This window comes from Arthrobacter sp. StoSoilB13, assembly GCF_019977255.1.
Lineage (GTDB): Bacteria > Actinomycetota > Actinomycetes > Actinomycetales > Micrococcaceae > Arthrobacter.
Genome location: NZ_AP024647.1, coordinates 2551992 through 2567031, shown reverse-complemented (window position 1 = coordinate 2567031; position 15040 = coordinate 2551992). Strand labels below are relative to the sequence as shown.

General features: G+C 63.6%; 13 protein-coding genes and 1 pseudogene. 7 read left to right on the top strand and 7 right to left on the bottom strand.

All coding sequences use genetic code 11. The features are described 5' to 3' along the window. Nucleotides 1-237: 237 nt before the first annotated feature. The 4 genes from LDP01_RS12060 to LDP01_RS12045 form a co-directional block, all read right to left on the bottom strand. Nucleotides 238-1266, bottom strand: coding sequence for a hypothetical protein (locus LDP01_RS12060; protein ID WP_224091181.1), 1029 nt, complete (start codon nucleotides 1264-1266; stop codon nucleotides 238-240). Nucleotides 1267-1382: 116 nt separating this feature from the next. Next, complete coding sequence (locus LDP01_RS12055) at nucleotides 1383-3110, bottom strand: helicase HerA-like domain-containing protein (RefSeq protein ID WP_224089441.1); 1728 nt, start codon at nucleotides 3108-3110, stop codon at nucleotides 1383-1385. Nucleotides 3111-3119: 9 nt separating this feature from the next. Further along, nucleotides 3120-3623, bottom strand: coding sequence for a GNAT family N-acetyltransferase (locus tag LDP01_RS12050; RefSeq protein WP_224089439.1), 504 nt, complete (start codon nucleotides 3621-3623; stop codon nucleotides 3120-3122). A 57-nt stretch (nucleotides 3624-3680) separates the two neighbouring features. Then, the gene (locus tag LDP01_RS12045; protein WP_224089438.1) at nucleotides 3681-5627 is read right to left on the bottom strand and encodes an FAD/NAD(P)-binding protein; all 1947 of its coding nucleotides are present in this window, start codon (nucleotides 5625-5627) and stop codon (nucleotides 3681-3683) included. A 265-nt stretch (nucleotides 5628-5892) separates the two neighbouring features. Here LDP01_RS12045 and LDP01_RS12040 point away from each other — a divergent pair, with 265 nt between their 5' ends. The 7 genes and pseudogenes from LDP01_RS12040 to LDP01_RS12010 all read left to right on the top strand — a co-directional run bounded on the left by LDP01_RS12040 (nucleotide 5893) and on the right by LDP01_RS12010 (nucleotide 12264). Next, nucleotides 5893-6858: an amino acid ABC transporter permease gene (locus tag LDP01_RS12040; RefSeq protein WP_224089437.1), complete on the top strand. Its 966-nt coding sequence runs from the start codon at nucleotides 5893-5895 to the stop codon at nucleotides 6856-6858. Next, nucleotides 6855-7745, top strand: coding sequence for an amino acid ABC transporter ATP-binding protein (locus LDP01_RS12035; protein WP_224089436.1), 891 nt, complete (start codon nucleotides 6855-6857; stop codon nucleotides 7743-7745). Before LDP01_RS12040 ends, LDP01_RS12035 begins: the two co-directional genes overlap by 4 nt. 8 nt (nucleotides 7746-7753) lie before the next feature. Further along, nucleotides 7754-8747, top strand: a pseudogene (locus LDP01_RS12030) (ABC transporter substrate-binding protein). Nucleotides 8748-8813: 66 nt separating this feature from the next. Then, the gene (locus LDP01_RS12025) at nucleotides 8814-9677 is read left to right on the top strand and encodes a DUF1684 domain-containing protein (RefSeq protein WP_224089434.1); all 864 of its coding nucleotides are present in this window, start codon (nucleotides 8814-8816) and stop codon (nucleotides 9675-9677) included. Beyond that, nucleotides 9674-10741: an LLM class flavin-dependent oxidoreductase gene (locus LDP01_RS12020; protein ID WP_224089431.1), complete on the top strand. Its 1068-nt coding sequence runs from the start codon at nucleotides 9674-9676 to the stop codon at nucleotides 10739-10741. Before LDP01_RS12025 ends, LDP01_RS12020 begins: the two co-directional genes overlap by 4 nt. A gap of 9 nt (nucleotides 10742-10750) precedes the next feature. Next, nucleotides 10751-12103 (top strand): NtaA/DmoA family FMN-dependent monooxygenase, encoded by a 1353-nt coding sequence (locus tag LDP01_RS12015; protein WP_224089429.1) that lies wholly within the window; start codon nucleotides 10751-10753, stop codon nucleotides 12101-12103. A 17-nt stretch (nucleotides 12104-12120) separates the two neighbouring features. Next, entirely contained in the window at nucleotides 12121-12264 is a 144-nt protein-coding gene (locus LDP01_RS12010) for a hypothetical protein (RefSeq protein WP_224089427.1), read from the top strand. 13 nt (nucleotides 12265-12277) lie between these two features. On the opposite strand, the gene LDP01_RS12005 is transcribed toward LDP01_RS12010, so the two are convergent. The 3 genes from LDP01_RS12005 to LDP01_RS11995 all read right to left on the bottom strand — a co-directional run bounded on the left by LDP01_RS12005 (nucleotide 12278) and on the right by LDP01_RS11995 (nucleotide 14887). Continuing rightward, nucleotides 12278-13474, bottom strand: coding sequence for an FG-GAP repeat domain-containing protein (locus tag LDP01_RS12005; RefSeq protein ID WP_224089425.1), 1197 nt, complete (start codon nucleotides 13472-13474; stop codon nucleotides 12278-12280). Nucleotides 13475-13543: 69 nt separating this feature from the next. Further along, nucleotides 13544-13984: a GNAT family N-acetyltransferase gene (locus LDP01_RS12000; protein WP_224089423.1), complete on the bottom strand. Its 441-nt coding sequence runs from the start codon at nucleotides 13982-13984 to the stop codon at nucleotides 13544-13546. A 21-nt stretch (nucleotides 13985-14005) separates the two neighbouring features. Then, on the bottom strand, nucleotides 14006-14887 hold the full coding sequence (locus tag LDP01_RS11995; RefSeq protein ID WP_224089421.1) for an aldo/keto reductase: 882 nt from the start codon (nucleotides 14885-14887) through the stop codon (nucleotides 14006-14008). Nucleotides 14888-15040: the final 153 nt, after the last annotated feature.

Sequence of the window (15040 nt, the reverse complement as noted above, 5' to 3'; positions counted from 1 at the left end):
TGCTGAACTGGCCCGGGTTTGACCCTTGAGAGGGAGGACCCGGGCCTTTTTCATACCTTCGGCTTTTTCGGAAGTGGGCCAGTCATTGTCGAAATCGACGGGCTGGCATTTCATCTGAATCCTCGCCAGTTCAAGAAGGATCGTCGGAGGGACAACGGGGCGATCCGTCAGGGCTTGCTGGTCCTGAGGTTCTTCTACGGCGATGTGGTCCACACGCCGGATGCGATGCGTCGCCGCCTAGAAAGTCAGCAGCGGGGTGACAGTCACGGTGTTGTTGTTTGTGTCCAGCTGGGTGGTGAAGCTGAAATCGTGCTCCACGTTGAGGTCGTTGACCAAGCCGGTGAACAAGTTGATCTCTTGGGCGGAAACCCTTGCCTTGCCGTTGAGCGGGGCTACGACCCATTTTCCGCCGAAGGGCTCGATGGTGATCTTGGGGTACTGGGTAATTTCCCACTTGATGGTTCCGTCTACGACGCGCGCGTTGCTGGCGTGGTAGAACGGGCAATCAGGTTGGAGGCGCTGCTGTTCGGTGGCCTGGGCGGCACAGGTATCCAGGAATTCCCGCACTTTACCGGCAACGGCTTCATTCATGGCCTTGGTTGACCTGGTCTGCAGGTTCAAGGGGGCCTGGCCGCCGTCGCGGCTTGAAACGAGGGCTGAGGCAGGAGGAGCCTCGAAGTAGGTGCCATTCAGGCTGGCTTCGTATTTGCCGGGGTAGAACACGGCAAAGGTGTTGCGACCGTTGGGCATGTTCACGGGGACGCCGTTGAGCGCTGCTTCACTGGAGTTGACCACCGTCACTTCGATGGTGGGCAGCGTGGTGGGAACGAAAGCCCATTTGCCGAAGAACAACCACTGCGTGCCGGTGCGCTCCATCAGGAATTCAGTGTGGAGACGGTTGCCGTCCAAGGTGTAGTCCATGGGAACGGCAACACGGTTGCTGCCCCTGGACTCTGCATTTCCGAGTTTGATGTCCGACAGTTTGGACGCAGCAGTTTGCAGGGCCGTGCCGTCGAGCATGGCGGCATTCGCATTGGGAACTTTGGCTCGCAACAGTCCCAGGGCTTGCTCGCCTTCGCCCTTCTGCAAGGCCTCCAGATACTCCCGGACGGGCTGTTGCGGACTGGCCACGGAGGAACTCACCAGGTTGATGCAGACGATGGCTCCGGCGACAGCAAGCATCAGACCGAGCAGCCATCCGGCTGCGGTCCTGACTATCGCTTGACTCAACTGCACGCCCTTTACGTTACCTGCCGTGGCAGCGATAGCTGTGCATGAGGGCGTCAGCGTGACCTGCGAAGACTGCTCGTAAAATGCCCGACGGCGGGTGGCAGCACCCCGGGGCCGCCACCCGAGGTCGGGCTTTTACCAGCCAAAAAGGGCTAGCGGCGGCGCCGCGAGGAGGTACCGAAAACGCCGCGCATGAGGTCGCGGCCAAGCTGTGTCCCCATGGAACGGACCATGCTCTTCAGGCCGCCGCCCAGGGCTCCGCCGAGTGCACCGGCAAGGTCGCCCAACATGCCGCCGTCCTGCTGCGACGCCCGCTGCGGTGCAGGGGTCGGCGCGGGCGGCGAGGAGGGTCCAGGAAAGGAGGAGGGCGCAGGGGCCGGACGGGAACTCGGGCGGCCGAGGATCTCTTCCTCGATGCGCCGCGCTTCGGCGTCGATGTCGTAGGGCGTACCCCCAGGAGCCCCCGGACCAGAAGAGCTGGCCGGGACCGGCGGCAATCCCGGTGCGGCGTGGCCGGTGGAGGGTACGGCGTTGCTGGTGAGCTTCTCGTAGGCGGACACGTTGTCTACGGCCGTCCCGTACTTGACCAGAAGGGAGGACGAGGCCACGGTGCTGCGGATGAGGTCGTCGGCGCTGGGGCCCATCACGGATTCGGGGGCACGCAGCCGGGTGAGTGCAACAGGTGTGGGCGCGCCTTTTTCGTTCATCACGGTGATGACGGCCTCACCAATGCCTGCGGAGGTGAGTGTCTCTTCGAGGTCGTAGTCGCTGACGGGGAATGTGGAGACCGTGGCTTTGAGGGCCTTGGCATCTTCCGGGGTGAACGCGCGAAGGGCGTGCTGCACCCGGTTGGCGAGCTGGCCCAGGACATCGGCGGGGACGTCCTTTGGTGTTTGGGTGACGAAGAAGATGCCGACGCCCTTGGAACGGATGAGCCGGACCGTGGTGGTGATGGCCTCGAGGAAGGCCTTGGAGGCGTCGCTGAAGAGCAGGTGTGCTTCGTCCAGGAAGAACACCAGTTTGGGTTTGTCGAGGTCGCCGGCTTCGGGGAGGTCTTCGAAAAGGTCGGCCAGGAGCCACATGAGGAAGGTGGAGAACAGCAGGGGCTTGGTCTGCAGCGTGGGGAGTTCAAGGCAGCTGATCACGCCCCGGCCATCGGGCGCCGTGCGGAGTAGCTCTGCCGTATCGAATTCCGGTTCGCCGAAAAACCTTTCCATGCCCTGCGCCTCAAGGGTGACGAGTTCCCGCAGGATGACTCCGGCAGTGGCTTTGGAAAGACCGCCAAGATCCTCCAGCTGTTCCTTGCCCTCGTCCGAAGTAAGGAACTGGATTACGGCACGGAGGTCTTTGAGGTCGATCAGTTCCAGCTTGTTCTTGTCCGCAAAGTGGAAGATCAGTTGGAGGCTGGACTCCTGGGTGTCGTTGAGGTCCATGATGCGTGAGAGCAGGATGGGCCCGAAGGAGGTGATGGTGGCGCGGATCGGGATTCCGTTGCCGTCCCCGCCCAGGCTCAGGAATTCAACGGGGAAGTTCTTTCCCTGCCACTGCTGGCCGAGGGCCTCGGTGCGTGCGCTCAACTTTTCACTGCCGGTTGCCGCCGTTGCCAGTCCCGACAGATCACCCTTGATGTCCGCGAGGAAAACCGGCACACCCGCCGTCGAGAGCTGTTCGGCGATCATGTGCAGCGTGACCGTTTTGCCGGTACCGGTGGCGCCGGCCACGAGGCCGTGGCGGTTCATCATGGCCAGGGGAAGCCTGACCTGGGCCTCTTTGTGGATTTCACCATCGACGATCGCCGCGCCCAGCTCGATGGTGGCACCTTCCAGGGCGTACCCCTGCTGGATGGTGGCAAGTTTTTCAGCAGTGGTTTTATTGGCCATGCGCATAGCTTAGCTGGGCAGCACAAGATCCTTGCTGAAGGCCAGATGCTTGATGTCTTCAGGGTCTGCGGCGAGATCGAAGAGCGCTTTATAGCCCGTGGCGAGGTACAGATTCCTGGCCTCCGGCTGGCGTGGGCCGGTGGTGAGGTAGAGCTTCCTGTAGCCCCGGCGTCGTGCTTCATTTTCCAACTCCGTGAGCACGCGCCGTGCCAGCCCGCGACGACGATGCGCAGAGTGGGTCCAGATTCTCTTGAGTTCTGCGGTGTGCTCGTCGAAGCGCCTGAATGCGCCGCCAGCCACGGATTCGCCGTTCTCCTGGATGATGATCAGTGCTCCGTGGGGTGCGGCGAATTCCTCGGCCGGGTACCTGTTCAGTTCCTCTGCAGCGCCCCCGGTGCCGAAGAGTGTCCCGTAGCGCGTGTCATATTCGACGGCGAGTTCGTCCAGGAGGGGACGGACGCGGGGATCGCGCATGGGCAGGCTGAGGACGGAAAGGGTTGGCGTTGTGGTCATGTCATGCCTTTCGTAGGTTCACCCCAAGTAGGTAGCAGCTGAGCTCGTTTTGGGCGGTCAAAACGCGCTTAACTGCGACTCAGTTGGGTGGGTAGTCGCCGCGAGGGTGCCCAGGATCCTTCGGGCCAACGCGTCGTTTTCCCGGAAGGGTGCCGCGTTGGTGTTGGGGCGCGCAAATGCTCCCGCGCCCCAGCCCGACGTCCACGGTCCCACCGCAAACAAAGTGTCCTGTGCTGTGCCAACAGGTGACAGGACCTGGTGATTCCCGGAAACCAGAAGTTTGCCCGTGGAGTGCGCACCTTCGGAGGTAAGCAGCCTCTGCTCGGTGCCCCATCCGGCGTCGTGCAGGTCTGCCAGGGCGGGATTCGCCGAACGTTCCACGGACGCTGACGGCAACCGTGCCTCGATGTACGCCGAAGCATCCACCACCACGGGCGACTGGAATGAGCCCGCCACAAACCGGCCCGTTGATTCGTCGGTGCGCACCCACATGCCCGGCCCCAGGAACTTCAGGAACCCGGCCCGGTGCAGCGCGAGCATTTCACGGAGACGGTGTGACGGCGGCCCGGAATCCACGAAGCTGAAGAAGCCGTGCCACCAGCCGTGGATCGCCTGTTGGGAGCGTGCATTGAGCCGATCCTGCGGGACCAACCGGCCAAGGTCCATGTAGACGAACAACAACGCGGTGAAGAGTGCGAGTGTTTCGGAATGGTCGGGGCTGGTTCGGAGGTCGAGATCGTGTTGGATGTACGCGGCCACCGAGCGCTGCACGGCCTCATGGTCCGCAAACGCGCAACCGCTCAGTGGGTGGTCCAAGGCGTCCAGGTCCAGCCGCAGCGCGGGATCAGGGACGGAGGAGGCAACCAGCTCTTCCCGGGCAGGGCTGTACCAGTCCAAGGCATCGAACCTCTTCTCGAAGCTGGCCCACGTCCCCAAAAACCGCGACGGGTAGCCCGTGAAGAGCTCGCGATAGTAGGCATAACCGGCGTCCTTCGCGATCAAGGGCCACAGTTGTGAGCGGAAGTCGAGTTCCTGATGGCCAGCCAACAACGCATCAACAGCCTCGGCAGTGAAGTACCGCGGACGTGCGATCGGCTCGCCACGCACAACGGAGGAAATTTTGGAGTGGTACGGCACGCCGCGTCGTGAACCTACCCAGAGCCGTGGTTCGGCGCCGGATGGCACATACTCGAGTTCGCCGTCGGGCTCTTCCTCGAAGCGGCCGCCGCGGCCTTCGAACAACAGCACCAACAGGTCGACGAACGCGAGCCCCATTCCGGACACGATCACGTCCTGCCCGGCTTCAATCCCTGAGTAGTCCACGTCCGTTGTGTACGACGGCGGCGCATGGAACCCACCGTGGCGGGCAGCGAAATCGCTGAGGCGGGCGGACTCGTCGTCCGGCAACGAGTCGGTATGGCCCAGGGCGTAAACCACGACGTCGGCCAGCACCTCGGCGCCGGAAGCCAACCGCACGTGGTGCGCACCGGCGTCGGTCCCACCGCCGGCGTCGGAAGAACGCTCGACGGCGGTAGCCGTGTCCCGGTGGACCGTTACCGATACCTCGGGTCCCAGAGCGGTGACTGACCGACGGAAGAACCACTCAAGGTACTTGCTTTGGAGCTGCCGCGTCGGAAATGAAGAAGGTGTGAGCGAACGGAGTTGTGCCAGCAAGTGGGGCTCCAGCGCAGGGACGTCGCGGATGCTGCCGTCCAGCACACCTGCCGCCCACGTGGCGAGGCCGGGGCCATCGACGGGAGGACCATCGCACGCCACGGATGCGTCGGTGAACATGGTGACGTCCGCCGCGGTGGAGTTCAACAGCAGGCCCGGGCTCTGGTCATAGCGCCAGATCCTCCCGGAGCCTGGCTCATACGGCTCCACGACGTGGATGTGCAAGGGGCCTTGGAATAACCTTGGCCGGCTCGCGGCCAGTCTTTCCAGGACGCCGGCCGTGCGCGGGCCGCCGCCGATGAAGGCGATAGCGGGAACTCGTGACGGCATGGGATCTCCTGAAGAACAGCGGGTGGTGCAGCCCAATCTAGGGAGGCGGTGCCGCTGCGGTCGAGGAGCGGGTAACGGCCGTTCACCCCGCGTCATCAGACGTTAAGTAGCGCAAAGTCCGGTCTCATATGGCGCTGCGTGAAGTCCCGTGAACCTGCACTAAGTCCAGTGAAGAAGTACAAATTTCTGCCTTGCCGGGCCTCCCGGGCGCCCCTAGATTGGCAGCCATCCGATAGTCAACAACCGATCTGAAACGAGGTGGCGCATGAGTGCAGCAGCACCGCCTGCCACGGCGGAAACCGCACCGCCCACCGCGGACTACTCCCACTACAAGCTGGTCCCGGCCCGGCATCCATGGCGATGGGTGGGCACTGTCCTGGTGGCCGCCGGCGTCGCCGCCATTATTTGGTCCCTGGTCACCAACCCGCGCTGGGAATGGGGAGTGGTGGCCGAATGGTTCACCGCCCAGTCCGTGGTCAACGGGCTGCTGGAGACCTTGAAGCTCACGGCGATCTCAGGGGTATTGGGTTTCGTCCTGGGTTTCATCCTTGCCCTCATGCGCCTGTCCGCTTCGCCGCTGCTGGTCTCGGTGTCCTGGACGTTCTCGTGGATCTTCCGCTCCACGCCGCTGCTGGTCCAGCTCCTGCTTTGGTACAACCTCGGCTACCTCTACGAGAAGATCAGCCTGGGCATCCCCTTCACGGACGTCCGCTTCTTCGAGGCCCAGACCACCACGCTCATCAGCCAGTTCGCAGCCGCGGTCCTGGGCCTCACCCTGAACCAGGCGGCTTACTCCGCGGAGATCATTCGAGGCGGCATCCTGTCAGTGGACCAGGGCCAGCTCGAGGCTGCGGCGGCCTTGGGCATCCCGGCGTGGCAGCGCAACACCCGGATCGTTCTTCCCCAGGCCATGCGGGCCATCCTGCCCAACGCCTTCAACGAGATCATCGGCCTGGTCAAGGGCACCTCGATTGTCTACGTACTGGCCTACTCCGAGCTCTTCTACACGGTCCAGGTCATCTACAACCGGACCCAGCAGGTGCTGCCACTGCTCCTCGTCGCCACACTCTGGTACGTGGTGATCACCTCTGTGCTGAGCGTCTTCCAGTACTACATCGAACGCCACTTCTCCAAGGGCGCGGTACGCAACCTCCCGCTCACCCCGTTGCAGAAGGCCCGGAAGTTCTTCGCCACCCACGTAGCTGTTTCACCCACAAAGGACGCCCGATGAGCATCATCGCCGCACGCAAAGAATCCACGACGACGGGAAAGGCAGCTCCCGCCGGCGCTCCTGCAAGCACGACGACGGCCCGGCCCGCCTCGGCGGACAAGAAGGCCACCCGCGGCCAGGTGCACATCACCAATGTCCGTAAGTCGTTCGGCACCACCGAGGTCCTCAAAGGTGTTTCATTGTCTGTTCCGCCTGGAGGCGTAGCCGTGATCGTTGGCCCGTCGGGTTCAGGCAAGTCCACCCTGCTGCGAACCATCAACCACCTGGAAAAGGTGGACGGCGGCTACATCACCATCGACGGCGAGCTGGTGGGTTACCAGCTCCGTGGCAACAAACTTCACGAACTGCGCGAGAAGGACATCCTGAAGCAGCGCACCAACATCGGCATGGTGTTCCAGAACTTCAACCTGTTCCCGCATCTCACCGCGCTGGAGAACGTCGCCGAAGCACCTGTGGTGGCCCAAAAGCGTTCCAAGGTGGAAGCCAGGAAGCGCGCGTTGGAGCTGTTGGACCGGGTGGGTCTGAAAGACCGCGCCGACGCTTATCCCAGGCAGCTCTCGGGTGGCCAGCAGCAGCGCGTTGCCATTGCCCGGGCACTCGCGCTCGACCCCGGGATCCTCCTCTTCGACGAGCCAACCTCGGCGTTGGACCCCGAACTCGTCAACGAAGTCCTGGACGTGATCCGTGAGCTGGCCAAGTCCGGGACCACGCTGATCATCGTGACCCACGAGATGGGCTTTGCGCGGGATGTCGCAGACACCGTGGTCTTCATGGACCAGGGGCAGATCGTCGAGTCCGGAACGCCGCAGGAAATCTTCGGCAACCCCCGCGAAGAGCGCACGCGCAGCTTCTTCTCCAAAGTCATCGAACCAGCTTTCAACATCTAGGACACCCCATGCTTCGCACGACCCTCGCCACCAACAAAAGCAAGCTCCTGGCACTCGCTGTACTTCCCGCCGTCGTACTTCCCGCGCTTGCAGGGTGCTCCGATCCTGGGGCGTCGGCAGCCAAACCGGAATCTGAAGCCGCAAAGAACGGCATCGTTTACAACACTTCTGTGGACCAGAACCGTATCCGCGCGGAGAAAGATACTGCCGCTGCCGCAAATGTTCCGGCGTCCATCGCCAAAGACGGCAAGCTGACGGTGGCCACCACGGCGGGTTCAATACCGCTGTCCTTCCACGCCACGGATGACAAGACGCCGATCGGCGTGGAAGTGGACATCGCCCAACTCGTGGCAGACAAACTGGGCCTGGACCTGGACCTGCAGGTGACATCGTGGGAGAACTGGCCGCTCAAGACCCAGTCCGGCGATTTCGAGGCCGTGTTTTCCAACGTGGGCATCAACGCCGCCCGCGTGAAGCTGTTCGACTTCTCCACCTACCGGGCCCGCCTACATGGGCTTTGAAGCAAAGAAGAGCTCCAGCTACGACATCAAGGGCTCGGACGATATTTCCGGGCTGAAAATCTCCGTGGGCTCGGGCACCAACCAGGAGAAAATCCTGCTCGCCTGGAACAAGGAGCTGGAAGCCAAAGCCAAGGCGCCTGCCACGTTGCAGTACTACTCGTCCGACGCCGACACCATCCTGGCGTTGTCCTCCGGCCGCACGGACCTGAACCTGGCGCCCTACCCGTCCGTGACCTACCGGGAGAACACCCGCGACGACCTCAAGGTGGTGGGCAAGGTCAACGCCGGCTGGCCTTCCGAGACCCTGGTAGCTGCCACCACGCTCAAGGGCAACGGGCTGGCCCCGGCCATCACGGACGCCCTCAACTCCACCATCAAGGACGGCTCCTACGCCAAGGTCCTGGAACGTTGGGGCCTTTCTGAAGAAGCCTTGCCGGAGTCCAAGACCGTCACTGAAACAACCTTTGGGACCGGCAAGTGACATTCCAGGTCCTGGATATCAGCAACCATCACCGCAGACCACGCCTTGAACAGGAGCGACTCCAACATGCCTACGCACACTGAAACAGCACTCGAGGCCTTTGCCGAGGAGTGGCAGGAGTGGCATTCCGCCCATGAACGCCACCGTGCCCACCCGCACGGCTTTCTCGCCGTGACCCACCTGCACTGGCTGGACAGCAACCCAACCCGGTTGGAAGGCCTCCCCGGCACGTGGAGCGCGGAAGCCGACGTCGTACGGGTTGTCCTGGAGCCCGGCGAAAGCCTGCAGCAGGACGGTGTTGAACTGAACGGTGTTGAACTGAACAGTTTTGAACTGAAGCCCGACGCACGTAAATCGCTGGAGTTCGGCCCGATCGAGGAACGCGGCGGCATCAACCTGGTTTCCGGCGATACCGTGATCGAGGTAGCCAAGAGGGGCGGCGAGTACATCGTGCGGCCGCGGAACCCGTCGAATGCCCTCTTGCGGGAGTACCAAGGTACACCCGCTTATGCACCCGATGCGGCGTTCGCCGTGGCCGGTACGTTCGTGCCGTTCGAGGCCCCGCGCCCCACAACCGTGGGTGCCGCCGTCGAGGGTATCCAGCACGTCTACGAGGCACCGGGTGAGATCCGGTTCAAACTCGCCGGACAGGAATTGGCTCTGACGGCATTCAACGGCCACGCGCCGGGCTCGCTGTCCGTGCTGTTCACAGACCAGACTTCGGGCAAAACCACGTATGCGGCCAACCGCTCGCTGTCCGTGGTTCCTGCAGCCGATGGTACCGTGCAGCTCGACTTCAACCGCGCCGTCAACCTGCCGTGCGCTTACACCGATCTCGCCACGTGCCCGCTTCCGCCCGCGGAAAACCGACTGCCCGTAGCCATCGAAGCCGGCGAGAAGACCCCTTACGAACGGCAGGACCAGAAGTGAGTACCTTCGAAGAACACCCGGCCGGGTTCCTGGCCATCGAACTCGACGGCGCCGGGTATGAGGACCTCGCCCGGGCTGTCCTGGCCGCAGAATCAGCTGGCTTCCACGTTGCCACCTTCGCGGATGCGCCGGTCCCGGGGAGGGTCAATGCTCTCCAGCGTGCAGCCTACGCCGGGCCCGTCACCAGGAATATCGCCCTGGTTCCGGAAGTGGACACCGTCTATACGGAGCCCTTCCACATTTCCACGCAGCTCGCGAGCCTGGACTACGTGTCCGGGGGCCGGGCCGGCTGGATCGCCACCGCAGCGGAGGCACCCGAGGCTGCTGCCGCCGTCGGGCGTTCCTTCGTTGAAGGTGATGCGCTCGCGCAGGAAGCTGCCGCGTCCATTGAGGTTGGCCGCCGTTTGTGGGATTCCTGGGAGGACGACGCCGTCATCCGCGACGTCGCCACCGGACGATACATCGACGTCGACAAGCTTCACTACGTGGACTTCGAAACGCCCGCCGATTTCGCGGGTCCCGGCTATTCCGTAAAGGGCCCGTCCATCATCCCCAGGCCGCTGCAGGGTCAGTTGCCGGTGCTTGCCGCTGCGTCCCTGGTGGGCGACGGTCAGGTTCCGGTGGATGCCGTGGACGCTGTGCTGGTGTCTGCTCCGACGCCCGAACTGCTCGCCGCCGAGGTTCGCCATGTGCGGGCCCGGCTTGGTGCTTCCGTCGCGATTGTCGCGGAGCTCGACGTCGTCCTCGACTCGCAGGGGCAGGCTGCGGCGTCGCGGTCGGACACCTCGCAGGACGACGGCAGGGCGCGTTTCGTCGGCTCGGCGGCCGGTCTCACCGACTACCTCGATTCGCTCCTGAAGGAGGCCGACGGCGTCCGTCTCCACCCGGCGTCGCTCGCCGTCGAGTTGGACGAACTCGCGCGACTGGTCCTGCCCGAACTGAGGCGCCGGGGGTCTTTGCGTGCGCCGATCCAGGACGGAACGTTCCGTGGGCTGCTGGGCCTTGGACGCGCAGAGAACCGCTACTCGACGTCTGCCGCGGCCGCTGCTGCCGCCGGAAAGTAAGGGACCACCATGACACAGCACAACCGTGCTATTTTCCAGCCGAGTGGGCAGATCCAGTTCGGGATCTTCTTCCAGGGCGTCAACTCCGGCACTATCTGGAAGGCCCCCGAATCGGGTTCGCAAACCGACTTCGAATCCTTCCGCCGCATCGTCCAGACCGCCGAGCGCGGAAAGTTCGCGGCGTTCTTCCTCGGCGAAGGTCTGCGCCTGCGCGAACACCTCGGACGGCCGCACGCCCTGGACGTAGTGGGCCGTCCTGATGCTCAAACCATGCTCGCCGCCCTGGCCGCGGTGACCACGAACATCGGGCTGGTTGCCACGCAAAACACCACGTACAACGATCCCGCGGACCTCGCGCATCGATTGTCCTCGCTGGACCTGATCTCCGGCGGCCGTGCCGCGTGGAACGTGGTCACCACGGACAACGCGTGGACCGGAGCCAATTTCCGTCGAGGGGGATACCTCGACCACGCCGACCGCTACAAGCATGCCGAAGCGTTCGTTGAAACGGCCAAGCGTATTTGGGACTCGTGGGAGACTTCTGCCGGACCGGCTCGCCGGGTGCTTCACGAAGGCCGGCACTACACGGTGGACGTCAGCCCACGATTGCCGCGGAGCGCCCAGTACCGGCCCGTGCTGTTCCAAGCCGGAGACTCCCCGGAAGGCCGGAACTTTGCAGCCCGCCAGGCAGATGTGATTTTCTCGGCCCACCCCAAATTCGACGACGCCGTGGAATTCCGGCGCGACATCGTGGCGCGCTCGGTCGATGCGGGCCGTGGGGCCAACGCCGTGCAGATCATGCCGGCCAGCGAGTTCATCCTGGCCGCCACTGACCGGGAAGCGCAGGAGAAAAAGGCCTGGGTTCGCAGCCTCCAGATTGGTCCGCAGCAAGCGATCGCCTACCTGGAGCAGTTCTGGGGCCGCGAGCTCACTGAGTACGATCCCGATGGTCCCCTCCCGGAGATTGATCCTGTAGTCGAGGAGACCTCGGAGACCCGCGGCAGTGGCTTCCACGGTGCGAAGGCCCGGCAGCTTGCAGACCAATGGCGTGCCGAGGCCAAGGACAAGGGCCTCTCAATCCGCCAGTTCGTCACCTCCCGCACGGCACGGGTGGACGCTACCTTCACCGGTTCCTACACCGCCGTAGCCGATCACCTCGCCCAGTTCGCCCGCGTCGGCGCGGTGGACGGGTTCAACATCTCGCCGTGGCTCATCCCCACCGGCTTGGACGACATCGTGAACCACCTGGTGCCCGAACTTCAGGAACGCGGCGTCTACCCCACGGAATACCGCGGCACCACGCTTCGCGAAAACCTGGGGCTGGAGACGCCGGTGCGTTCGGACGAGCCGGTCCAGGTCTGATGATGGCAGGATGGCCGATGAAGAAGCTGGTGCGGTGGCTCGGGTTCCAGCCGGGCGAACGTGAAACAGCGCCCGACGGCGGCGAGGCAGGTGCCGCCGTCGTCGACGTCTCGCGCGGGAACGTCAGTTTGCAGTTGGCTGTGTGGGGGCATCCGCTCTAGCCGCCACTTGTGTTCAGAGAAGCGCCTTGAACACGTCCCACCCCGTGCCGATGGGGCCGTAGGGGCCATACATGCCTGTGGTTGAGGCGCCAGTGGCATAGGTGATGAGGTCGCCATTCGCGTCAACGGCGACGAGTTCGTTGTACTTCGTGTGGCCGGAACTTCCAAGTCCGGCCACCTCGGAGAACGTCTGCCAACCAGTGCCAAGCCAGACAGGTTCCTCCCAGCTGCCTTCGCCGTCAGTGGGGTATTGGCGCAGATAGCCATATTGGTCGCGGCCGAATATATCTACGCCCCCGTCCGCGTTCATATCGCCGCCGGTGATGATTTTGTTCATGACCTGCCAGCCCCACCCGACCTGTTCCCGGGGAAGCCAGCCGCCTTCGCCGTCCCCCGGGTAGAGGAACAGACCGCCTGCGGCATCGCGTGCCAGCACATCGTTGGTACCGTCGCCATTGAAGTCGCCCGGGCCTACGATGGCGTCGAAGATGCCCCATCCTTGGCCAACCTGTTCCCGGGCAAGCCAGCCACCTTCACCGTCGCCGGGGTAAAGGAAGAGCTTTCCGGCAGAGTCCCTGCCCAGGAGGTCGTTGTACCCGTCGCCGTCAAAGTCGCCTGGGGAGAAGACAATGTCAAAGACGTTCCACCCTTGGCCTACCTGCCGGGGTTCGTCCCAGGAACCCCAGTACGACGGGCACGGGCCCTCGCAGGCGCCCTTGTAATAGGTGTACGTCCGCGGGTAAAGGATGAGCCTGCCGTCGTAGGTGCGGGCAAGGGGTTCAAAGTTGCCGCGCCCGGTCCACCCCATGGCCCTGCTGGAGGCCTTGATAGGCTGCGTTTCGCTGCTCAGCTGCGTGCCTGTCGGGCAACCCTGGTTCCCTGGCGTGAGGGGATGAACACGCATGGAGATGCGGCTGCCCAGGTCTTCCGGCAGGATCCGCAGAGTGTCTCCTTGCCGTTCCTCCGGGAGTGGCTCGCCGTCGCGGAGCCATTCCAAAGTGATGGCATCAGACGTTCCGTCCGGATTCCGGCAACCCCAATAGCTGTAGTCGTACTGTCGGCGGAGCTCCGCACCTACGTAAGGGACGCCGTCGATGACGGGTGTTGGCTGGTAGTCCGCCGTAGCGGGCCCTGTCCCGGCCACCGTGGCTGTCAGAGCTATCGCAGCAGCGCTTGCAAGCGTCCAAGCCCGCGCTAGATTTATCCCCATTGTTCCCCCGGAAGACAGCAGCAATCGTGCATAGGTTTGTGCTGAGGCTACCGCATTGCGTGGGTTCAATCAGGGGCTGGCTGTGGCCATCATGAAGACGTCGACGGGATCCTCGGATTCCAGCACGAAGCCATGGCGTTCATAAAGTCGCCGGGCGGGGCTTCCTTGCAGTACGTCCAGGCGGAAAGGCCTCTCGTCCACGGACGCTGCCATGACATGCCGGAGCACGGCACCCCCGAGCCCTTTACCCTGATGTGCCGGGGCCACGTAGAAGTGTTCAATCCACCGCGCATCTGGCTCCGGGCGAACCGCAATAACCCCGGCATCCACACCGCCCGTATGGATCACGTAGGTGTGCTCCGGCTGGAAGCTGTTGAGGAAGCGCTCGCGGACACGGACGGGATCGAATCGCCCGAGGCGTTCCAAATCCGGACGCATCACCACCGCGCGGAGCTCGGCGATCCACGCGGCGTCGGAAGCTACACAGGGACGGAGGACGAAGTCAGCCATGCGAACAAGCCTATGGGGCGATCAGGCTTCGGGGATGACCATGGCAAAGCGCTCTTCCCGGGCTATGTCCGGGTCCGGGCCGTTGCGGTTGCCCGTGTCGAGGGCGTCGATGGCTGCGAGTTCTTCACCGCTGAGTTCAAAGTTGAACACATCGAAGTTCCCGGCGATGCGTGACGGGTTGGTCGACTTCGGAATGGCGGAGCGGCCCTGTTGCAGGTGCCAGCGCAGCATGACCTGAGCCGGGCTCTTGCTGTGTGCCTGCGCAATGCCGGCAAGCGTGGGATCGTCCATGACGTTCCTGCGTTCCTCGCCCCACCCCGGGTAGAACGTGATCCCGCCGATCGGTGACCACGCCTGGGTCAGGATGCCATGTTCGGCATCCGCAGCCTGAACGTCCGGCTGGGTGAAGTACGGATGCAGTTCAATCTGGTTCACCGCAGGAACAACGTCCGTGGCCGCGAGGAGCTCCTTCAGGTGGTGCGGCATGAAGTTGCTGACACCGATCGCCCGGACGCGGCCATCAGAAAGCAATGTCTCCAAGGCTTTGTAGGCTGCGATGGTTTTCTCGAACCTGTCTGGAGCCGGCTGGTGCAGAATGAGCAGGTCCAAGGACTCGACGCCGAGCTTTCCCACAGCTTTGTCCCATGCGTGCAGGGTCTGCTCGTAGCCGTAGTCGCTGACCCAGACCTTTGTCTCGATGAAGACCTCCGACCTGTCCAGGCCCGATTTGCGGATGCCTTCGCCTACCTCGCGCTCATTACCGTAGGCTGCGGCAGTGTCGATGTGCCGGTAGCCGGTGGCAAGCGCGGCCTCCACTGCCGCCGTCGTTTCTTCGGGGGCGCTTTGGAAGACGCCCAGGCCAAGTGCGGGCATAGCGACGCCGTTATTGAGTGTGATGTTCATGTTGCCTGTTCCTGTCGTTGCGTGTGGACGGGGCGTTGCGTGTGGACGGGTTTGTTAGGTGTGGACGGGCACGTTCTGCGCTTCCCCGGTGGGCGTATTTCCAGTCAACACCGGGCGGAGACTCCGTGGGAGTGCATGCCATTACCCCCTTGA